Genomic DNA, 20,429 nt, shown 5'->3' on the forward strand with positions numbered 1-20,429 from the left:
GCCTGACTCTTCCGGCGCACAGAGACGCTTCGCCGCTGAGCACGTTCGAGGTGGGCTGGTGGCGCGGTACCCCACTTTTTGTGCGGGCTGCGCTGCCACATCAGGTTGGTTGCGGTGTGTGAAGTGTTGTCGTGAGTGTGGATGCACGTATGGCCGTGTCGATGCGACGCATCGACACGGCCATACGACTATTCAGTTCAATGCGGTGAGAACCTCGGGCAGTTCGCCCGAGTAGACCACCGACAGGCGCTGGGTGGCTCGGGTGAGCGCGACGTAGAGGTCGTTGAGGCCGCGGGGGGATTCGTCGAGGATGTCCTGGGGATCGACCAGGATCACCGCGTCGAATTCGAGGCCCTTCACCTCGGCGACGGTCAGGACGCGGACCGTCTCGCTCGCCAGGTCGGTGTAATCGCCGAGGACGGCGTGTGGAGCCAGGATCGCGGTGATGCCGGGGCGATCGGCCTCGGCCGCCACCAGATCGGCGACCGTGGCGACCGATTCGCTGTGGGATACGTGCAGAGCCTCGGGCGGACAACCCGATTCGCGCACCGAGCGGGGGACTGTGGCGCCGGGGTCGATGGCCGCCAGAACGTCCGCGGCCACGGCCATGATCTCCGCGGGGGTGCGGTAGTTGACAGTCAGTTCGGTGAGCCTCCAGCGTTGGGCGACATAGGGTTCCAGCATCTGCTGCCAGGACGACGCACCGGCCGGATCGCCCGTCTGGGCGACGTCGCCCACGATGGTGACCCAGCGATTCGGGATGCGCCGCATCACCATTCGCCAGGCCATCTCCGAAAGTTCCTGCGCCTCGTCGACGATGACGTGCCCGTACGTCCAGGTGCGATCCCCGGCCGCGCGTTCGGCGGTGGTCTGGTGGGTGCGCACGTTCTGTCGCTCGGCCAGCTGCGAGGCGTCGATCAGGTCGTAAGCCATCAGGATCTCCGGATCCAGATCGTCCTCGAGATCCTGTGGGGCCGAACCGGTCAGGATGTCCAGCGCGTCCTGGGCCTCGGCCAGCTGGGCGCGCCAGCGACGCCGGGAACGTTCGCGTTCCTCCGCGTCGTCCACGCCGAGGAGTTCGGCGAGCTCGTCCAGCAGGGGTGCGTCGGCCGCGCTGAAATTGCCGTCGTCGGGACGGAACAGTTCCTTGCGGTCCTCGGGTGAGAATCGGTCGGCGGCGCGGGCCAGGCGTGCCGGATCGGCCCACAGCCCGGCCAGCACCTCCTGCGGCGTCAGGATCGGCCACAGCCCGGCGATGGCGCGCTGGATCTCGGTGTCGGCGCGCATCTCGTCGCGGATCTCGGTCAGATCCGCCTGGCTCAGCAGATTCTGGCCGCCGGTGAGGTCCTTGCCGATGGTCTGGGCGAGCTGATCGGTGAGCGCGTCCACCACCGAGGCGGCGAAGACCGGCCGGGCCAGATTGTGCGGCCGCCGCGAGGAACGAGCCCGCCCGCGCGCCTTGCTGACGATCTTGCGGTCCAGGGTGATCTCGTACCCGTCGAAGGTCATCCGGATGGGCTCGGGTGGCGTCTGCTGCCAGTCGCGCACCCCCTTCTTCAGGACGTCGATCATGTCCAGCGAACCCTTGAGCTCGCCCGCGCGCAGCGAATCCTCCAGTGTCGCTCGGACTCCCGGATACAGATTGCCGATCGTCGACAGCAGCACCCCGGTCTCGCCCAGCGAGGGCAGCACCTGACCGATGTAGTCCAGGAACGTCGAATTCGGGCCGATGATCAGCACACCGGCCTTGTCCAGCTGCTTGCGGTAGGTGTAGAGCAGATATGCCGCGCGGTGCAGCGCGACGGCCGTCTTACCCGTACCCGGGCCGCCCTGCACCACCAGCACGCTCTTGTGCTCGGACCGGATGATGGCGTCCTGCTGGCTCTGGATCGTCTCGACGATGTCGGTCATCTGGCCGGTGCGCGCCGCGTTCAACGCGGACAGCAGGGCGCTCTCGCTGCCCACCCCGGTGTCGGACTCGATCGCGCCCTCCGCCTGCGCCAGATCCAGGTCCAGGTATTCGTCGGTGACCGTGGTGATCCGGCGATTGCGGGATCGAATGTGGCGACGCCGGGTGACCCCGTCCGGCGTCGCGGTCGTGGCCAGGTAGAACGGCCGCGCCAGCGGTGCGCGCCAGTCCAGCAGCAGGGTGGCGTAGTCGTCGTCCTCGTCGAGAATGCCGAGCCGGCCGATGTAACGCTGTTCGGCGACGCCGTCCGATCCGGCCGACAGATCTATCCTGCCGAAGCACAATCCGTGCTCGGCGGCGTCGTACTTGGCCAGATCCTCGCTGTACAGCTGGGTGAACGATTCACGCTCGCTGCGGGCCTGCGGGGTGCCGCCGGTTTCCAGCAGCACCGTGCGCAGACGTCGTTGGGCGTATTCGCGCATCGCGTCCAGGCGTTCGTACAGCGTTGTCAGATTGGTTTGTTCGCGTGCCAGTTCGGCGGCGTGGCCGGTCGCCGGGAGATCCTCGGTGAGGCGGTCGGGCAAGACGGAACTCCTTGTCACCACAATCGGCCGGACGAGGCCGCATGCGAAGGGAAAACGGAGTTGTCGAGTCTAGTTGGCGTTGGGGTGACTCGCTGTAACCGCAGGTGAACGCGAGTTCACGAGGCGTGCGTATTGTCCGTTCGGCGCATCGAGCCGGGACCGTCGTGGTGTGCGGCGGGTTTGACCTGGTACATCGCGACGTCGGCATCGTGCAGGACGGCCTCCGGAGTGCGGGTGTCGCCCGCGTGCAGCGGCGTGACCCCGATCGAGGCGTCGACGTGGATCCGGTGGCCGCGCGCGATGATCGGCTCGGACATCGCCTGGCGCAGGCGTAACACCAGGCCGTCCAGATCCAACGGCAGCGCGCGCCCGGACAGCAGCACCAGGAATTCGTCACCGCCGATGCGGCCGACCACGTCGTCTTGGCGCAGGCTGCGCTGCAGGCGCTGGGCCACGATCTGCAGGACGGTGTCGCCGATGGCGTGACCGAGGGTGTCGTTGATGGATTTGAACCCGTCCAGATCGATGAACAGCACCGTCGAGACCGGCAGATCCTCGGTGGTGCCCAGCGCCCCGGCCAGCCGGGAGAGCACCAGTGACCGATTCGCCAGACCGGTCAGCGGATCGTGGGTGGCCTGATATTCGAGCTGCCTGCGGCTGGCGCGGAATTCGGTGATGTCGTTGAAGGAGGAGACCGCGGGCGAATCCGGATCGCCCGGATTGAGCAGCCGGGACGAACCCGAAAGCCAGCGGCGCTGGCCGTCGGCACGGTCGACGCCGAAGACGTATCGCGCGATGGTCTCACCGGTGGCGAGGGTGCGCGCGACCGGATGCCGGGTCGCCGACAGCGGCTGCCCGTTGGGATCCAGCAGCGCGAGCGGCAGCGCGGCGATCGCGGTGCCGACCAGATCCCCGCCCTCGTGACCGAAGATCCGCCGCGCGGCCGGGTTGATCGATTCGATGCATCCGTTCCGATCGATCACCACCACACCCTCCTCCAGTTGGGAGACCACCGTGGTGAAGTGCTGTTCGGCGCGACGTTGCGCATCTTCGGCCCGGCGCTGCGCGGTGAGGTCGTGGATGACCACCTGATGTGCGCGGCGCTCGTGCCAGACGGTCAGAACCGACACGGTTTCCACGTCGACCGTTCGCCCGTCGAGCCGGATCAGGGTCATCTCGGCGGGTTCGGAGGCGTCGCCGGTGCGGTTGAGACGGGCGATTCGCGCGAGCATCGGTCTGATGTCACGCGGTGCGACGAACTGCGTCACCGGGCGGCCGAGAATATCCCGGACGGCATTCGCGCCAAGTAGCCGAACAATTGCCGGATTTGCATAAACGAGTTTGCCGCCCTCATGTACGACGACACCGTCCGGACTGTGTTCCACCAGTGACCGGTACCGTTGTGCCAGTTGCTCGGCGTCTACCGCGCCGTCGCCTTTCTCGTCGCCCATGTCAGCCACGCGTACCCCCTGATCAAAGACTATCTATGTCATTTTCAGCATGGGATCATTCTGCTGTCGGCGTATGGAAGATCTCAGCGCCGACGTTGTCGGATCGGTCACAGTTCGAGCACTTCTACGAGCATTGATCGGACAGCATTGAGGCAAAAGGTTTGCTCAGCGATGGCGGACTGTTCGCTATTCTGCTCGAACCGGTGAAGGAGCGAGGCGATGCCAGGCTTTACCCCGAGACACCAAGATCATATGACCATTGCCGGAATCGGTGTGGTTTCCGGTTACGGCTGGGGTCGTGAGGCTTTGTGGCGTGGTTTGCTGAGCGGAAAGTCCGCCGCCCGGCTACATCCAGGGTACGGGCCCGGGCGTGACGAGTATGCCTGGGTGGCCCTGATTCCCGACGGCGGGGATGCGGAGCTCGGCCCGAGCCGCTATGGGCGGGCCGTGCAGGATGCCGCCCGGGAGGCGATCGACGATGCCCGCGCCCGCGGCTGGCGGCCCGGCCGCACGGTCGGGATCCTGCACTCGATCGTGCTCGGCGACGTCCGCAACTGGCGGGATTTCTACCTCGTGGACGAGGGACACCGGCGTTCGCGCGGATTCATGTCGCTGCTGCCTTCGACGCCGATCGCGATGCTGGCGCAGGAATTCGGTTTCCGCGGCCCGTCGATGGACATCTCGGCCGCGTGCAGTTCGGCCAACGTCGCCCTGATCACCGCGCAGTTGTGGCTCACCCAGGGCATGGCCGACGACGTGCTGTGCGTGAACACCGATCTATCGGCGACACCCGAGCTGCTCGAGCACATGATCGGGCTGGGCGCGGCGGTCGGCGATGCCGAACCGCTCGACGCCTGCCGCCCGTTCCAGCAGGGCAGCCGCGGTTTCAGCATGGGGGAGGCCTCCACGGCCTTCGTCCTGACCCGCGATGCCGAGCGGCCGTACGCCCGCGTGCTGGGCGGGGCCATGTCCAACGACGGCTACCACGTGGTGTCGGTCGATCCGTCCCACGAACAGATTCTGGACTGCGTCGGCCGGGCGCTGGAGGTGTCCGGGGTACGGCCTGAGCAGGTCCGCTACTACAACGCGCACGGACCCGGAACCCGGCAGTGCGACGAAGCCGAAACCGAGGTCCTGACAAGGATTTTCGACGATCGCCCGGCGTTGTACTCGGTCAAACCGCTGACCGGCCACTGCCAGGGCGCGGCCGCCGGGGTCGAGGTCGTGGTGGCCGCGCTGGCCTACGAGCGCGGGGTCGTGCCGGCCCCGCCGATCGTCGCGCCCGCGCATCCGCGGCTGCTGGACGGGAGCACCGAGTTCACCGGCGGGATCACCGTCAAGACCTCGCTGGGCATGGGCGGGCACAATTCGGTGATCGTCCTGGACGGGGTCTGAGCGGGGCGGATCACATCGCGATCCCGGCGCGGCGAAGTACGCTGGTTCAGGTCGGTCGCGGCGAATGCGCCGCGCGGTCGGGCGGTCTTCGAACTGCCGAAATCCCTGGTCCGACCAAGCGTCGCCGATTGCCGGACGAAACTTGTCGGTGGGTTTGCCTAGCATGGCGGCCGGGGTAGTAGAGGACGCCGGAATACGAATGAGAAGGGACGGCCTGTGGCGGATCGCCTGACGGTGCGCGGAGCGCGGGAGCACAATCTCAAAGGGGTCGATATCGACCTGCCGCGCGACAGTCTCATCGTCTTCACGGGATTGTCCGGATCGGGCAAGTCGAGTCTCGCGTTCGACACCATCTTCGCGGAGGGGCAGCGGCGTTACGTCGAGTCGCTGTCGGCGTACGCGCGCCAGTTCCTCGGCCAGATGGACAAGCCCGATGTGGATTTCATCGAGGGCCTCTCGCCCGCGGTCTCGATCGACCAGAAGTCGACCAACCGCAATCCGCGTTCCACGGTCGGCACCATCACCGAGGTGCACGACTATCTGCGGCTGCTCTACGCGCGCGCGGGCACCCCGCACTGCCCGGTCTGCGGTGAGCTGATCGCGAAGCAGACGCCGCAGCAGATCGTGGATCAGGTGCTGGCCATGGCGGAGGGCATCCGGTTCCAGGTGCTGGCCCCGGTGGTGCGCACCCGCAAGGGCGAATTCGTCGACCTGTTCGATCAGTTGAATTCCCAGGGCTACTCGCGCGTCCGGGTGGACGGGGTGGTCCATTCGCTCACCGAGCCGCCCAAATTGAAGAAGCAGGAGAAGCACGATATCGAGGTGGTCATCGATCGCCTCGCGGTGAAGCCGAGTTCCAAACAGCGCCTGACCGATTCGATCGAGACGGCGCTGCGCCTGGCCGACGGGATCGTGGTCCTCGATTTCGTCGATCGCGACGAGCACGCGCACGATCGCGAGCGCCGCTTCTCCGAGAAACTCGCCTGTCCCAACGCGCATCCGCTGGACATCGAGGATCTCGAGCCGCGTTCGTTCTCGTTCAACTCGCCGTACGGTGCCTGCCCGGACTGCACGGGTCTGGGCATCCGCAAGGAGGTCGACCCGGAACTGGTCGTACCGGATACCGCGCTGAGCCTCAACGAGGGCGCGATCGCGCCCTGGTCGCGCGGGCAGACCGCCGAATACTTCACGCGCCTGCTGTCGGGTCTGGCCGAGGCCATCGGTTTCTCCATGGACACCCCCTGGCATCAGCTGCCCGTGCGGGCGCGCAAGGCGGTGCTGGAGGGCAGTTCCGATCAGGTGCACGTCTCCTACACCAACCGCTACGGCCGCAAGCGTTCGTACTATGCCGATTTCGAAGGCGTGATGCCGTTCCTGCAGCGCCGGCTCGAGAACACCGAGTCCGAGCAGATGAAGGAACACTACGACGGCTATATGCGCGACGTGCCGTGCCCGGTGTGCAACGGTGCGCGACTGCGCCCCGAAATCCTCGCCGTCACACTGGATTCCGGCGAGGGCCGCCGGTCCATCGCCGAGGTGTCGGATCTGTCCATCCGGGACTGCGCGAAATTCCTCAACGGCCTGCGGCTGGGGGAGCGCGAGGCCGCGATCGCGGGTCAGGTGCTCAAGGAGATCCAGGCGCGCCTGGGCTTCCTGCTGGACGTCGGCCTGGAATACCTGACGCTCTCGCGCGCCGCGGCGACCCTGTCCGGCGGTGAGGCGCAGCGCATCCGGCTGGCGACGCAGATCGGCTCGGGCCTGGTCGGCGTGCTGTACGTCCTGGACGAGCCCTCGATCGGCCTGCATCAGCGCGACAACCGCCGCCTGATCGAAACCCTCACGCGGCTACGCGATCTGGGCAACACCCTGATCGTCGTCGAACACGACGAGGACACCATCCACGCCTCGGACTGGGTGGTCGACATCGGCCCGCTGGCGGGTGAGCACGGCGGTCAGGTGGTCTACAGCGGTCCCTACCCGGGACTGCTCAGCGACTCCAATTCGCTCACCGGCGCCTACCTGTCGGGCCGGGAGCAGATCGATGTGCCGCTGGTGCGTCGTCCGGTGAACAAGAAGAAGCAACTCACCGTGGTCGGCGCCACCGAGCACAACCTGCGCGGCATCGAGGTGGACTTCCCGCTGGGCGTGCTGACCTCCGTGACGGGCGTGTCCGGATCCGGCAAGTCCACCCTGGTGAACGACATCCTGGCGACGGTCCTGGCGAACAAGCTCAACGGTGCTCGCCAGGTGCCCGGCAGGCACACCCGCGTCAACGGGCTGGATCATCTGGACAAGCTGGTCCAGGTCGACCAGTCTCCGATCGGCCGTACCCCGCGCTCGAATCCGGCGACCTATACCGGCGTCTTCGACAAGATCCGCACTCTGTTCGCGGCGACCACCGAGGCCAAGGTGCGCGGGTATCAGCCGGGCCGGTTCTCGTTCAACGTCAAGGGCGGGCGTTGCGAGGCGTGCTCCGGCGACGGCACCCTGAAGATCGAGATGAACTTCCTGCCCGACGTGTACGTCCCCTGCGAGGTGTGCCACGGCGCGCGCTACAACCGGGAGACGCTCGAAGTGCACTACAAGGGCAAGACCATCGCCGAGGTGCTCGATATGCCGATCGAGGAGGCCGCGGAGTTCTTCGAACCGGTCACCTCGATCCATCGCTATCTGAAGACGCTGGTCGACGTCGGATTGGGCTACGTCCGCCTGGGCCAGAGCGCCCCGACGCTGTCCGGCGGCGAGGCCCAGCGCGTGAAGCTGTCCGCCGAACTGCAGAAGCGTTCCACCGGCCGCACGGTCTACATCCTGGACGAGCCGACCACGGGCCTGCACTTCGAGGACATCCGCAAGCTGTTGAAGGTGATCAACGGCCTGGTCGACAAGGGCAACACCGTCATCGTCATCGAGCACAACCTGGACATCATCAAGACCTCCGACTGGGTGATCGATATGGGTCCCGAGGGCGGTTCGGGCGGCGGCACGGTTGTCGCCGAGGGGACCCCGGAAGATATCGCGGCCGTGGCCGACAGCTATACCGGGCAGTTCCTGAAGGAGACCCTGGCCGTCCCCGCGGCGAAGCCACCGGCGCGCAAGGCGGCGTCGAAAAAGCCTGTCGCAGTGAAGAAGTCGGCGGCCGCGACGAAGAAGCCCGCGGACAAGGATCCCAAGAAGGCCGCCGCCGCGCGGCGCAGGGCTGCCGCGCTGCGATGAACATCGGCGTTCCGGGGCGGCCGCGTCGGGCCGCCCCGGACGCGATGTGCTACCAGGGATTCCAGGTGTCGCTGGGCCCGGTTCCGGCGGCGCCGAGGTGCCGCCGGGCCTGGCGGCGCTTGTAGAACACTTCCTCCACCGACATAGTCGGCGCGGCCTCGGTGATCGCGGCCAGCCGGGCATCGAGGTGGTGTTCGTGGATGTGCCATTGCAATCCGGCTCGCCGCTCGGCCGACAGGGCGGCCCAGGCCGCGCCGAACCGTTGCTGCGCGGCCGGATCGGCGACCGCGATGAGTTGCAGCAGCATCGGCCAGCCGTCGGACTCGGTGGCCCGCATCGGCAGATCCACCACGTTGTCATCCGGCAGTTCGGCCAGCAGCCGCACGGTCCGCCGCTGGATCTCGGTGCTGGTCCGCGCCGCCAGCGCGAAGAAGCCGCGCCAGTAGTTAGGCTCGGTGCGGCCGTTGAGCGAGGCGACGATCGCGGCCATCACGCCCTGATCGCCGAATACCGGATTGCCGGCCATCCGGCCCAGCGCCTGGCGGCTCAGATTGCCGGTGAAGGTCAGTAGATCCGGGACCGAGCCGATCCGGATCGCATTGGTGATGAGATTCCCGATCGCCGGTGGCGATCCGACCGAGAACAGGGCCTCGCCCACGGCACGGATGATCTCCGGTTCACACCGCGCGAAGATCGACAGTCCCGCGCGCTGCAGTTCGGGCGTTCCGGCCAGAACCGTGCGGACCAGCCGCGGAATCCGTTGCGACTGACCGGAAAGCAGTTGCCGCACAATGGCGTTGACGGCCTCGGAGGAGAAGGCGTAGGCGGTCGCGTGGATCAGGCCCTCGTCATCGCGCGCGCCGAGTTCGATCGCCTCGATCAACGTCGGGGTCGCGTAGTCCAGGAACGGGCCGACGGTGATGTAGTCGTGGCGGCGCAGGATCTCGTTGACGACCTCGACCAGCGGTTCGGGCGGCACGCCGTCCGCCAGGTGCCCGACGGTGACCGGGTCTATGTAGGGCACGCAGTCCGCGGCGTACAACGTGCCCAGCAGGGCGACGGTCTCCGCGGCCTTCTTCGGATGGTCGGCGCCGACGGCTCCCGCGGCGCGGCCGGTCATGGCGGGCGGCACGATGCGCTGGATCAGCGGCATCGAGACGCTCAGTGGGATGAACGGCACGAGTCTGCTGATGCGGCGGAAGGTTTCGGCGTGATCGTCGAACACGACGCGCGACATGCGCTCCTGGAGTTCGTGTAGCCGGTGGGCGCCGAGCCGTTCCAGATGCGCGAGCCGCTCGGGCGGTACGTGCAGGGTGCGTGCCAGCAGAACGATTTGAGCGCGAGTTACCAGATTGGTCATTGTCCGGTCATGTCTCCGAACATGATTCGCTTGGTCACCCCGCGGAACGGCTTGGGCAGCACACCGACCATGTCATCGATGGCCGAGTTCAGTGCGGCGGTTTCGGTCTTGCGCGCATTGCGGAACAGGCCCAGCAGGTCGGCTGCCTCTTGCTCGGACAGCTCATCTAATGCCGCGACGTGGCCGTCCAATTCCGCCGCGAGATCGGTTCTGGCACTCATAATTCTCCTGATTTACGCGTTGGGCCCGGGATTACCCATGTGCGCGCACACGAATCATAGGAGTGCCAACAACTTTCGTTGCCGGAAATCATCTCGGATGGGGTGATAGTGGTCACTGAGCGGTTCAGTAGACCGGCCCGGTGTACTTCTCACCGGGCCCTGTGCCCGGCTCGTCGGGGTGCGCGGAGGACTCGCGGAATGCGCGCTGCAGCGATTGCAGTCCGTCGCGCAGGGGACCCGCGTGCGGACCCAGGTATTCCACCGAAGCGGTGATCAGACCTGCCAGGGCGGTGATCAGCCGGCGGGCCTCGTCGAGGTCGCGGCGGGGACTGGTGTCCGGATCCGGATCGGCCAGGCCGAGCTTCTCGGCGGCCGAGCTCATCAGCATGACCGCGGCCCGGCTGATCACCTCGACGGCGGGGATGTCGGCCAGTTCGCGCACATCCGGTTCGATCGGGGTGGCGTCGTTCATGTCCGGTAGCATCGCATTTTCCACGGCGTCGCAGGTCACGGGGACGCCGATTGTGAGTTCGCGATGCGGTGATGCTATGGTGTACGGCAACGACCGTCCCGACCCGTGTATTTTCGGCCCGAATCGCCGGATTGCACTGCGCCGGGGCAGTAAGTGGAGCCCGACTCCCACCGCCTGCCGGCCGAAACGCCAGGCAAAGCGGTCCGGTCGCTCATCATGATGGATGAGTTTCCGTGTACTGGTTTCCCGGTACGCGGCCGATGTGGCGAGTGTGCACATCGATGGCCGGTCGACATCGGGCCCCGTGGCGGTGAAATACCGTAACGGGGCCTTCGTGTTGGATATGGGGTTGCCATTACAGCGCGGTCGTTGGACGACACCGCTTGACCTAGGAGGCCCCATCAGCACTGAGACCCGCATCAACGATCGCATCCGCGTCCCCGAGGTACGCCTCATCGGGCCCGGTGGCGAGCAGGTTGGGATCGTGCGTGTTGAAGATGCACTGCGCGTCGCCATGGAGGCAGACCTCGACCTGGTCGAGGTCGCGCCGGACGCGCGTCCGCCGGTGTGCAAGATCATGGACTACGGCAAGTTCAAGTACGAGACCGCGCAGAAGGCGCGCGAGTCTCGGAAGAACCAGGTCCAGACAGTGATCAAGGAGCAGAAGCTCCGACCGAAGATCGACGACCACGATTACGCGACCAAGCGCGGCCACGTGATGCGCTTCCTCGAGGCCGGGTCGAAGGTCAAGGTCACCATCATGTTCCGCGGTCGCGAGCAGTCGCGGCCCGAGCTCGGGTTCCGGCTGTTGCAGCGTCTGGCTGCGGACGTCGCTGATCTGGGCTTCGTGGAGACGTCGGCCAAGCAGGACGGCCGGAATATGACGATGGTCCTCGCGCCGCACAAGGGCGCGAAGACGCGGGCCAAGGCGCAGCAGACGGTTTCCCAGCAGTCGAACGCTCAGCAGCAGCGTCCGGCCGCGCCGGAGACCGCGGCGAACGCGCCCGAGGCGCAAGCGGCGAACCCGCAGTAGAAACGATTCAGCTCCGGTGGCGGCGCGAGTGCAGGCTGCCACCGGCACGAGACAGAACTGAGGAATCCATGCCGAAGATGAAGAGCCACAGCGGCGCCTCGAAGCGATTCAAGGTGTCCGGTCGCGGCAAGCTGCTGCGCCAGCAGGCCAACCGGCGCCACCTGCTCGAGCACAAGTCCAGCCGCCGGACTCGTCGTCTGGATGGCACGGAGGCCGTCGCGCCCGCCGACGTCCGTCGCGTCAAGAAGCTGCTCGGTATCTGAGCCGGCCTCGCGATCCGTTTTCGGACGCCAACAACCGACCACCTCCGGGCGCCGCGCGCGCCCCACGATCTAACAAGGACTGACCAGTGGCACGCGTCAAAAGGGCCGTCAACGCTCAGAAGAAGCGCCGTTCCGTTCTCGAGGCATCCAAGGGCTACCGCGGGCAGCGCTCGCGGCTGTACCGCAAGGCCAAGGAACAGCAGCTGCACTCGCTCACCTACGCCTACCGCGACCGCCGCGCGCGCAAGGGTGACTTCCGCAAGCTGTGGATCGCGCGCATCAATGCTGCGGCTCGGCTGAACGACATCACGTACAACCGCTTCATCCAGGGCCTCAAGGCCGCGGGTGTCGAGGTCGACCGCAAGATCCTGGCCGAGCTGGCCGTCTCCGACGCCGAGGCCTTCGCGGGCCTGGTCGCGGTGGCCAAGGCCGCGCTGCCCGAGGATGTCAACGCTCCGGCCGCCTGATTCGGCATCCGGCACTTGACCACTCAGCATCGAGAACGACCCGTGGACGCGCTCTCCGAGCGCAATCCGCGGGTCGTTTCGGCTGTCAAGCTGCATCGCGGCGCACACCGCCGCAAGACCGGGCTGTTTCTCGCGGAAGGCGCGAATTCGGTTGCCGCAGCGCTGGATGCGGGCCGGATCGAGGAGTTGTTCTATTCCCCTCGGGCCGCCGAACGAGATCACGAGCTGGTGGCGGGAGCCGCGGCCACCGGTGTGCGCACGACGCTGGTGAGCGAGCGCGCCGCGGAACACCTCGGTGAGACGGTGACCCCGCCCGGCCTGGTCGCGATCTGCCGTCAGGTGGATGTGCCGCTGGCACAGGTACTCTCGCCGGACACGAGCGGCGTTGTCGCTGAATCGGCAGTGGCGCTGGGGCAGTCGGGGAGTTCGGATGTCACGCGCTCGGTTCACCCCCTGATGCTGGCCGTGCCCGTCGAGATCTCCGATCCGGGCAATGCGGGCACCCTGATCCGCGTCGCGGACGCGGTCGGCGCGAACGGCGTTGTCCTGGCCGGTGATTCGGTCGACCCGCACAATGGCAAATGCGTACGCGCCTGCGCTGGGAGTCTTTTCCACGTCCCGCTGGCTCGCGAACGCGATATCGGCACTGTGCTGCACGCACTGTCCGAATCCGGAATCACCGTGCTGGCCACCACGGCCCGCGGCGAAGTGGACCTGGACGACGCCGAGGAGATCCTGTCCGGCCCGGTGGCCTGGCTCTTCGGCAACGAGGCCCACGGCCTCGACCCCGCGGTGGCCGCCCGTGCCGACCACCGCATCCGCATCCCCATCCACGGCCGCGCCGAAAGCCTCAACCTCGCCGCCGCAGCGGCCATCTGCCTCTACGCGGGCGCGAGAGTCCAACATCGCTGACCCGCCGCCGCCTGCATCGTCGAATCAGCCACTAGCACAGGCTGTTCCGATGTCGCATCAAGCGTGCTTCTCTCGTTCAGGGGGTGTGAGGCCGGAAAACCTGGATGAAACCGGCGGGTGGCCTACACTGCGCGGCGTGCGTTCTCGACGGTTGTTGATTGTGTTTCTGCTTGTCGCTCCGGGGTTGTTCGGGGCTGTCGGCTGCACTGTTACCGGGGGTGGTACGACGAGCCGGTGTCAGGTCGACGGGTGTGTTATCACGTTCGATCGGGGGGTGAGTGCGAAGGCCAGTGTGCTCGGGGTGGATGCGAAACTTGTTTCGGTCGAGGGGGATACGGTTGTGTTGTCGGTGGCGGGGCAGGAGGTTTCGGTGCCGGTGGGGCAGACGCGGTCGACTTCCGGAGTTGGGGTGACCGTGCAGCAGGTTACCGAGGACAAGGTGGTGGTTCGGGTGTCCAGCGGGACCTCGAACGGGAGTTGAGTGAAACCCGGCCGCCCCGTGCGTGATTGCGACGGGACGGCCGGGTGAATACGAGGCGGGTCAGCTCTCGAAATAGTAGGGCTGGGCCAGATCCTCGAGGAGGGTGGGGTGGGTCGGCTCCCAGCCGAGCAGTTCGCGGGTGGGGCCGCTGTCGCCGGTGATGCTCGTGCCCCACATGGCGGCCAACCAGCCGAAGTGGTCGGCGGCGTTCTCGCTGGGGATCGAGACCGCGGGGATGTCGAGTTCGCGGGCGATGGCCTCGGCGATCTCCCGGGTCGGGATGCCCGGTTCGGCGAGTGCGTGCACGACGATTCCGGCCGGCGCCTTCTCCACCGCGAGGCGGGCCAGGTGTGCGGCGTCGAGCCGGTGAGTTGCGGGCCAAGTGTGGGCGCCGTCGCCGATGTAGCCGGAAACGCCCTTCTCCCTGGCGATTTCGACAAGGCGGCGGATGAAGCCGTGGTCGCCCTCGCCGTGCACGGTCGTCGGTAGTCCGAGCACCACGGAGCGCACACCCCGGTCGGCCAGCTGGATCGCGGCGGCGGCGGTGGCGTGCCGGATCATCGGGCCTGCGGCGGAGCCGGGTTTGCCGGTGTCCAGCGGGACCAGTCCGGATGCGATGACCAGCGGCCGGTCCGAGCCTTCGAGCACCTCGCCGAACAGGTCGACCACGCCGCGATCGATGCGCTGGTTCTCCTCGAACTTCGAGAAGTCGTGGATGAATGCCAGATGGATCACGCCGTCGGCGTCGGCCGCACCGGCGCGCAGGCTGTCCTGATCCTGGAGATCGCCGCGCCGCGCCTGGACCCCCGCGGCGGTGAGGGCCGCGGCCGAGACATCCGACCGTGCCAGGCCGATGACCTCGTGACCTGCGCTGACGAGTTCGGGGACGACGGCGGATCCGACCCATCCGGATGCACCGGTGACGAAGAGACGCATGAGATGACCACCTTCGTTGAGACCGTCCGGGCGTTCGGAACGCCCCTCCGGCGTGATGTCAGTTGATGACATCAATATATCAGCTATGTCAGCCGCTGTCATCAAGTGATGTCAGTGGGTGGCATCACTTATCATGAACAGATGGCTCGATGGGAACCGGATGCGCGCGGCCGCCTGGCTCAGGCGGCGCTGGAGCTGTATCTGGAGCGTGGATTCGATCAGGCGACGGTGGCGGAGATCGCCGAACGGGCCGGGCTCACCGAGCGCACCTTCTTCCGGCACTTCGGCGACAAACGCGAGGTGCTGTTCGGCGGGCAGGAGGCCCTGCACGAGCTCGTCTCGAACACCATTGCCACACAGCCTGATTCGGCCGCGCCGATGGCGGCGATGGGCGCCGCGCTGGCGACGTTCGCCGAACTGCTAGGGCAGCGCCGGGATTTCGCCCGGCAGCGTCAGATCGTGATCGATGCCAACGCCTCGCTCCAGGAACGCGAGTTGATCAAGCTCACCTCACTCGCCGCCACTGCCGCGCGGGCGCTACGCGACAGGGGCGTCACCGAGCCCGCCGCCAGCCTGGCCGCCGAGGCCGGGATCGCGGCATTCCGGGTCGCGTTCACCCGCTGGATCCAGGACGACGATCGAGAGCTGACCGAATTCGTCTCCGAGGCGTTGGCAGTGCTCGAAACGGTAACGGCCGGAAGATGATCGAGGGCGGTGTGATTCCGGGCGCGGCGGATTCGCCCGTGCTGATTCATGTTCCGCACGGTTCGCGGGCGATCCCGGCTGCCGTGCGCGAGCACATCCTGTTGGACGACGCCGAACTGACTGCCGAGCTGTCTCTGATGACCGACGGGCACACCGCGATGCTGGCCGAACGGGCGGCGGCGCGAACCATGTTGCGGCCGTGGCTGTTCGTCAACGCACTGTCGCGGCTGGTGGTGGATCCGGAACGTTTCCCGGACGAGCGGGAGGAGATGCGCGCGGTCGGCATGGGGGCCGTGTACACCCGGACGTCCCATGGGGCGCGACTCCGGCGGGACGACACGGGACACGAAAAGGGCTTACTGGCAAAATATTACGAGCCATATGCTGCGGCGATGGCCCAGGCTGTCGATGGCCGGGTGTCGGCTACCGGCCGGGCGATCATCGTGGACCTGCATTCCTATCCGAGCGTGGCGCTGCCGTACGAGCTGCACGGCGCGGGACCGCGCCCGCAGATCTGCCTGGGCACAGACCCGTTCCACACTCCGCCCTTGCTGCTCGCGGCCGCCCGGAATGCGTTCGCCGACTTCGAGGCCGAGGTGAATTCGCCGTTCTCCGGAACCTACGTCCCGCTGCGGCATTACGGCCGGAGACCGGAGGTCTCGGCATTGATGGTGGAGATCCGCCGCGACACCTACATGATCGAACCGGGTGGCGAACCGCACGCGGGCGTGACCGCACTGGTATCCGCCCTGGCCGAGTTACTCGACGAGATTGCCAGGTGATCAGAGGAAGGGGCTGTGCATCGGGTCCGGGCGGCATGCTCGAGCCGTGTCGCGGGCGATTCCGGCGCGGTTCGTGGCACCGGCCGTGCCGCCTGGCCGGTTGTTGAATGAGATTGTCTGGGGCGCAAGGTGATTCAGGGAAGCTCGACCGCATCGGGGTTCCTGGTGGCGGGGTCGAGCCGGGTGCTGCGGCGGTTCAGGCGCGGTTCGCGTTGCGAGCCGTGCCGCGGTGCGCCGTGACGCTGCCGGGATCCTCGGGCCAGGAATGTTTGGGGTAACGGCCGCGCAGGTCGGCACGGACCTGCGGCCAGCCGGTGTGCCAGAAGGATGCCAGATCGGCGGTGACCGCGACGGGGCGCTGGGCCGGTGAGAGCAGGTGCAGCAGGATCGGCGCCCGCCCGTCGGCGAGCCGAGGAGTATCGGTCCAGCCGAAGACCTCCTGCACCTTCACCGCGAGTACCGGCGGATCGGCGGCGTAGTCCAGACGCAGACTGCTGCCGGAGGGAACCTTTATGCGGTCGGGTGCGAGTTCGTCCAGCCGCGCGGCCTCGGGCCAGGGCAGCAGGCGGCGCAGAGCCTGTCCGGCATCGATGCGTTCGAGATCGGCGCGGCGGCGGGCGGTGGCCAGTTCGGGGCCCAGCCACGCGTCGACGTCGGCCAGCAGGGCCTCGTCGTCGACGCGAGGCCAGGGCGCGCCGAGGGTGCGATGCAGGAAGTCCAGACGGTGGCGCAGATCGGTCGCGGTCGAATCCCAGTGCAGCAGGCCGAGTCCGGCCGAGCGCAGCCCGGAATGCACTGCCGTGCTCAGCATCCCCGGGGCGGGATTGCGAAGTGGTCTCGCCGACAAGGTGATCGCGCCGAGCCGCTCGACCCGCCGGGCGACGACCTCGCCGTCGACCCAGTCCACCTCGTCCTCGGCGGTGAGCAGATTCGGCGCGGCCTCGCGGGCGAGTCGTTCGTCGGCGACCGCGGCCGATCGAATCCGGCCCTCGGCCCGGCCCGGGTCCCGGGTCGCCACCGCGACCGCGAGCCATTCCGCGTCGCCGAGCCCGGAACCGGGCGGCAATGTCACCGCGGTACCGCTTGCCATGAGGTAGCTGGATGATCCCGCGCCACGTCGTCGCGCGAGACGTTCCGGATGGGCGAGCGCGACGATGAGCGCCGGATCGCCGGTCTCGTCCGATCCGTCCGGTGATCTGTCGTCGGCGCGGTTTCGCTGGGGCGGGGTCCCACCGTGCCCGGCGCCGCCGATCACGATGTCCGGCTCCGGCTCCTGGTGCTGCCCGGTGCGCCGCGCACCCGCACCGTCATCGGATGCGGCGTCCGATTGCCGGACCGGCTGTGTGCTGCTCGACGAGTTCGGCACCGGGCGCCCGATGCTTCGGGGCTGTTCACCGACCATCTCCGTCGCGAGCCGGGCCAGCCGCTGGACCTCGCGCCGCCAGCGGTCCGGGCGTTCCCGGCGCAGGCCGCGCAGCGCGGAGACGAGATCGATTGCGGGCGTGAGTGTCTCGTCATCCAGGAGGGTGACCACCTCGGCCGCGGTTCGCGCACCGACCTCCGACGTGCCGTCGAGCAGCGCGCGAGCCAGCCGCGGATGCAGACCGACCCGCGACAGCTGCCGCCCGCGGTCGGTCACCACGCCGTCCTCGTCCACAGCGCCCAACGCGCGCAACACTTCTCGGCCCGCGGCCAGTCCGCCGGGCGGTGGATCGTCCCACCAGGCAAGGCCGCGCCCGTCGGGGGTGCCCCAGCACGCCAGTTCGAGTGCCAGCCGGGTCAGGTCCGCCGTGCGGATCTCCGGTTCGGGATAGGCGGGCAGGGTGGAGTGCTCATGTTCGGGCCAGCATCGCCACGCCCGGCCCGGAGCCTGCCGACCAGCGCGCCCGGCACGCTGTTCGGCGACCGCCGCCGAAACCCGAACCGTCGCAAGGCCGGACAGCCCGCGGCCGCGATCGATGCGCGGCACCCGGGCGAGCCCGGAATCCACTACGGCACGCACGCCCGGCACCGTCAGACTGGATTCGGCCACCGCCGTGGACAGCACCACGCGGCGGCGCGGCCCGGGACTCAGCGCGGCGTCCTGTCCGGCTGCCGAGAGCCTGCCGTGCAGGGCCAGCACGTCGACATCGCGCAGATCGGACAGCAGCTGGGAGGTCCGGCGGATCTCGGCCGCGCCGGGCAGGAAGACCAGCACGTCACCGGAGGCGGCGTCGTCGAGCGCGGCGCGGGTGGCGCGGGCCACCTGTGCCTCGGTCCGCTCGCGCGGCAGTGCGGGGAGGTAGGCGATATCCACCGGATAGGTTCGTGCCTCCACCTCGAGGACCGGTGCGGGCTCGCCATCGCCGAGCAGTGCCGCGAGCCGATCGGCGGCGACGGTGGCCGAGGTGGCCAGCACGCGCAGATCCGGCAGCAGTCCCGCCCGCGCGTCGAGCAGCAGGGCCAGCAGCAGATCCGCGTCCAGATGACGTTCATGACATTCGTCCAGGACGACGACGTCCACTCCGGCCAGTTCTGGATCGCTCTGCAACCGTCGCACCAACAACCCGGAGGTGACCACCTCGATGCGGGTGTCCGCACTCACCTTCCGATCGCCGCGCACCGAATATCCGACCGTCCGGCCGACCGGTTCGCCCAGCAGTGCGGCCATCCGCGCGGCCGCGGCCCGTGCGGCCAGTCGGCGCGGCTCGGCCACCAGCACCCGGCCGGTCGTCCCGGCGGCCAGCGCGAGCGGGACGAGCGTCGTCTTTCCCGTCCCCGGCGGGGCGACCAGGACGGCGGTCTCGTGCCGGGCCAGCGTCTCGACGATGCGGCCGAGGACCTCGCGGACCGGGAGATCGGGAAGTTCGGGCAATTCCATCGCCGACCAGTGTGCCGGGCCGGGCGCATCGCCCGCCAACGAGCCGGTTCCGCGGTCCGCGCGAGGCCGGGAAAAGGCCGTGAACCGGGCCGATCGCATCGCTTACGATTCGACCAGGAACAATGTCAGTGCAGACCCATGTGAGTACAGACCCGAACCAAGGGGAGAGACGAACCATCGTGGCCGAGGACAACGCACGAGCCGACCAGGATCCGGCAGCGCAGGCGGGACTGAGCGAGGAGTCGCTCAGCGCCGCGGCCGAGGCGGCGGAGAAGGCATTCGCCGCGGCCGCGGATCTGGATGCGCTCGCGGCCGCGAAGACCGAGCACATGAGCGGCAAGTCGCCGATCTCGTTGGCGCAGCGATCGCTGGGCAGCCTGCCCAAACAGGACAAGGCCGACGCCGGCAAGCGCGTCAACGTGGCACGTCAGCGGGTGAGCCAGGCGTTCGAGGCGCGCCGGGCCGAACTGCTCGCCGAGCGCGACGCCGCGGTCCTGGTCGCCGAGGCCATCGACGTGACGCTCCCGGCTCGTCGCGACCCGGTCGGCGCACGGCATCCGATCACCGTCATCTCCGAGCAGGTCGCCGACGTCTTCGTGGGTATGGGCTGGGAGGTCGCCGAGGGGCCGGAGGTGGAGACCGAGCACTTCAACTTCGACGCGCTCAACTTCCTGCCCGATCATCCCGCGCGCACCATGCAGGACACCTTCCACGTCGCGCCGTTCACCTGGGCGCCCGAGGCTGGGCCTGCGGGGTCACGCTCCGCTACCGCCTCCGGCCCTGACGCCTCGGACGCGGCGGGGTCGCGTCAGGTGCTGCGCACCCACACCTCGCCGGTCCAGGTGCGCTCGCTGCTCTCGCGCGAGCTGCCGATCTACGTGGTGTGCCCGGGCCGCACCTTCCGCACCGACGAGCTGGATGCCACGCACACGCCGGTCTTCTCCCAGGTCGAGGGCCTGGCGGTGGACAAGGGCCTGACCATGGCCCATCTGCGCGGCACGCTGGACGCGTTCGCGCGGGCACTGTTCGGCCCCGAGACGCGAACTCGTATGCGGCCCAACTACTTCCCGTTCACCGAGCCGTCGGCGGAGGTGGACGTGTGGTTCCCGGACAAGAAGGGCGGGGCCGGTTGGGTCGAGTGGGGCGGCTGCGGCATGGTCAACCCGAAGGTGCTGATCGCCAGCGGAATCGACCCCGAGGTGTACAGCGGCTTCGCCTTCGGTATGGGCCTGGAACGAACCCTGCAGTTCCGCAACGGTATTCCCGATATGCGCGACATCGTCGAGGGCGACGTGCGGTTCACCCTGCCCTTCGGCATCCAGTCCTGACCATCGAGGTCCGCAACATCCGCACACCATACGAACCCGCGAGAGGCGGGCACACGA

The 20,429-nt window shown here is 68.0% G+C and carries 17 protein-coding genes; 10 read left to right on the plus strand and 7 right to left on the minus strand.

What is annotated here, in order from left to right; genetic code table 11:
• Positions 1 to 192: 192 nt before the first annotated feature.
• Positions 193 to 2,493 carry a HelD family protein gene (locus tag NM2_RS15070; protein ID WP_067668928.1) on the minus strand — a complete coding sequence of 767 codons (2,301 nt, stop codon included), beginning with the start codon at positions 2,491 to 2,493 and terminating at the stop codon, positions 193 to 195.
• 116 nt (positions 2,494 to 2,609) lie between these two features.
• Positions 2,610 to 3,944 (minus strand): diguanylate cyclase domain-containing protein, encoded by a 1,335-nt coding sequence (locus tag NM2_RS15075; protein ID WP_067668930.1) that lies wholly within the window; start codon positions 3,942 to 3,944, stop codon positions 2,610 to 2,612.
• Between the two features lie 252 nt (positions 3,945 to 4,196).
• On the opposite strand from NM2_RS15075, the gene NM2_RS15080 reads away from it, so the two are divergent.
• On the plus strand, positions 4,197 to 5,339 hold the full coding sequence (locus NM2_RS15080; protein ID WP_067668932.1) for a beta-ketoacyl synthase N-terminal-like domain-containing protein: 1,143 nt from the start codon (positions 4,197 to 4,199) through the stop codon (positions 5,337 to 5,339).
• Between the two features lie 216 nt (positions 5,340 to 5,555).
• Positions 5,556 to 8,552, plus strand: a complete 2,997-nt coding sequence (gene uvrA, locus NM2_RS15085; RefSeq protein WP_067668934.1) for an excinuclease ABC subunit UvrA — start codon at positions 5,556 to 5,558, stop codon at positions 8,550 to 8,552.
• Between the two features lie 49 nt (positions 8,553 to 8,601).
• Here uvrA and NM2_RS15090 read toward each other — a convergent pair whose 3' ends face one another.
• From NM2_RS15090 to NM2_RS15100, 3 genes are all read right to left on the minus strand, one after another.
• The gene (locus tag NM2_RS15090; protein ID WP_067668936.1) at positions 8,602 to 9,912 is read right to left on the minus strand and encodes a hypothetical protein; all 1,311 of its coding nucleotides are present in this window, start codon (positions 9,910 to 9,912) and stop codon (positions 8,602 to 8,604) included.
• Positions 9,909 to 10,133, minus strand: a complete 225-nt coding sequence (locus NM2_RS15095; protein ID WP_067668938.1) for a hypothetical protein — start codon at positions 10,131 to 10,133, stop codon at positions 9,909 to 9,911. The genes NM2_RS15090 and NM2_RS15095 overlap by 4 nt, the downstream gene beginning before the upstream one ends.
• A gap of 124 nt (positions 10,134 to 10,257) precedes the next feature.
• A complete protein-coding gene (locus NM2_RS15100; protein WP_067669065.1) occupies positions 10,258 to 10,605 on the minus strand; it encodes a DUF1844 domain-containing protein in 348 nt (115 codons plus the stop codon).
• 343 nt (positions 10,606 to 10,948) lie between these two features.
• Here NM2_RS15100 and infC point away from each other — a divergent pair, with 343 nt between their 5' ends.
• The 5 genes from infC (at position 10,949) to NM2_RS51605 (ending at position 13,761) form a co-directional block, all read left to right on the plus strand.
• Positions 10,949 to 11,638: a translation initiation factor IF-3 gene (gene infC, locus NM2_RS15105; protein ID WP_067669066.1), complete on the plus strand. Its 690-nt coding sequence runs from the start codon at positions 10,949 to 10,951 to the stop codon at positions 11,636 to 11,638.
• 68 nt (positions 11,639 to 11,706) lie between these two features.
• Positions 11,707 to 11,901, plus strand: a complete 195-nt coding sequence (gene rpmI / locus NM2_RS15110) for a 50S ribosomal protein L35 (RefSeq protein ID WP_040821367.1) — start codon at positions 11,707 to 11,709, stop codon at positions 11,899 to 11,901.
• A gap of 86 nt (positions 11,902 to 11,987) precedes the next feature.
• Positions 11,988 to 12,368, plus strand: coding sequence for a 50S ribosomal protein L20 (gene rplT / locus NM2_RS15115; RefSeq protein WP_025348785.1), 381 nt, complete (start codon positions 11,988 to 11,990; stop codon positions 12,366 to 12,368).
• Positions 12,369 to 12,410: 42 nt separating this feature from the next.
• Positions 12,411 to 13,280, plus strand: coding sequence for a TrmH family RNA methyltransferase (locus NM2_RS15120; RefSeq protein ID WP_067668940.1), 870 nt, complete (start codon positions 12,411 to 12,413; stop codon positions 13,278 to 13,280).
• Between the two features lie 274 nt (positions 13,281 to 13,554).
• Complete coding sequence (locus NM2_RS51605) at positions 13,555 to 13,761, plus strand: hypothetical protein (RefSeq protein WP_245718039.1); 207 nt, start codon at positions 13,555 to 13,557, stop codon at positions 13,759 to 13,761.
• 60 nt (positions 13,762 to 13,821) lie between these two features.
• On the opposite strand, the gene NM2_RS15130 is transcribed toward NM2_RS51605, so the two are convergent.
• Positions 13,822 to 14,697, minus strand: a complete 876-nt coding sequence (locus NM2_RS15130; protein WP_067668944.1) for an SDR family oxidoreductase — start codon at positions 14,695 to 14,697, stop codon at positions 13,822 to 13,824.
• A 141-nt stretch (positions 14,698 to 14,838) separates the two neighbouring features.
• Here NM2_RS15130 and NM2_RS15135 point away from each other — a divergent pair, with 141 nt between their 5' ends.
• Together NM2_RS15135 and NM2_RS15140 are read left to right on the plus strand one after the other, a co-directional pair.
• The gene (locus tag NM2_RS15135) at positions 14,839 to 15,402 is read left to right on the plus strand and encodes a TetR family transcriptional regulator (protein ID WP_067669069.1); all 564 of its coding nucleotides are present in this window, start codon (positions 14,839 to 14,841) and stop codon (positions 15,400 to 15,402) included.
• Positions 15,399 to 16,184: an N-formylglutamate amidohydrolase gene (locus NM2_RS15140; RefSeq protein ID WP_067668946.1), complete on the plus strand. Its 786-nt coding sequence runs from the start codon at positions 15,399 to 15,401 to the stop codon at positions 16,182 to 16,184. Before NM2_RS15135 ends, NM2_RS15140 begins: the two co-directional genes overlap by 4 nt.
• A 196-nt stretch (positions 16,185 to 16,380) precedes the next feature.
• Here NM2_RS15140 and NM2_RS15145 read toward each other — a convergent pair whose 3' ends face one another.
• Positions 16,381 to 19,044 carry an ATP-dependent RNA helicase gene (locus NM2_RS15145; RefSeq protein WP_174575636.1) on the minus strand — a complete coding sequence of 888 codons (2,664 nt, stop codon included), beginning with the start codon at positions 19,042 to 19,044 and terminating at the stop codon, positions 16,381 to 16,383.
• A gap of 179 nt (positions 19,045 to 19,223) precedes the next feature.
• Between NM2_RS15145 and pheS the strand changes: the two genes are divergently transcribed.
• Entirely contained in the window at positions 19,224 to 20,372 is a 1,149-nt protein-coding gene (gene pheS / locus NM2_RS15150) for a phenylalanine--tRNA ligase subunit alpha (protein WP_067668948.1), read from the plus strand.
• Positions 20,373 to 20,429 lie beyond the last annotated feature (57 nt).

The sequence above is a fragment of the Nocardia miyunensis NBRC 108239 genome (genome assembly GCF_001613065.1).
GTDB lineage: Bacteria > Actinomycetota > Actinomycetes > Mycobacteriales > Mycobacteriaceae > Nocardia > Nocardia miyunensis.

What these genes read in the sequence shown, in the direction of transcription:
- NM2_RS15075 (WP_067668930.1), bottom strand. Translation starts at nt 3,944, where the DNA reads ATGGGCGACGAGAAAGGCGACGGCGCGGTAGACGCCGAGCAACTGGCA.
- NM2_RS15145 (WP_174575636.1), bottom strand. Translation starts at nt 19,044, where the DNA reads ATGGAATTGCCCGAACTTCCCGATCTCCCGGTCCGCGAGGTCCTCGGC.
- NM2_RS15090 (WP_067668936.1), bottom strand. Translation starts at nt 9,912, where the DNA reads ATGACCAATCTGGTAACTCGCGCTCAAATCGTTCTGCTGGCACGCACC.
- NM2_RS15095 (WP_067668938.1), bottom strand. Translation starts at nt 10,133, where the DNA reads ATGAGTGCCAGAACCGATCTCGCGGCGGAATTGGACGGCCACGTCGCG.
- NM2_RS15100 (WP_067669065.1), bottom strand. Translation starts at nt 10,605, where the DNA reads ATGAACGACGCCACCCCGATCGAACCGGATGTGCGCGAACTGGCCGAC.
- NM2_RS15135 (WP_067669069.1), top strand. Translation starts at nt 14,839, where the DNA reads ATGGCTCGATGGGAACCGGATGCGCGCGGCCGCCTGGCTCAGGCGGCG.
- infC (WP_067669066.1), top strand. Translation starts at nt 10,949, where the DNA reads ATGGGGTTGCCATTACAGCGCGGTCGTTGGACGACACCGCTTGACCTA.
- NM2_RS15080 (WP_067668932.1), top strand. Translation starts at nt 4,197, where the DNA reads ATGACCATTGCCGGAATCGGTGTGGTTTCCGGTTACGGCTGGGGTCGT.
- NM2_RS15130 (WP_067668944.1), bottom strand. Translation starts at nt 14,697, where the DNA reads ATGCGTCTCTTCGTCACCGGTGCATCCGGATGGGTCGGATCCGCCGTC.
- rpmI (WP_040821367.1), top strand. Translation starts at nt 11,707, where the DNA reads ATGCCGAAGATGAAGAGCCACAGCGGCGCCTCGAAGCGATTCAAGGTG.
- NM2_RS15140 (WP_067668946.1), top strand. Translation starts at nt 15,399, where the DNA reads ATGATCGAGGGCGGTGTGATTCCGGGCGCGGCGGATTCGCCCGTGCTG.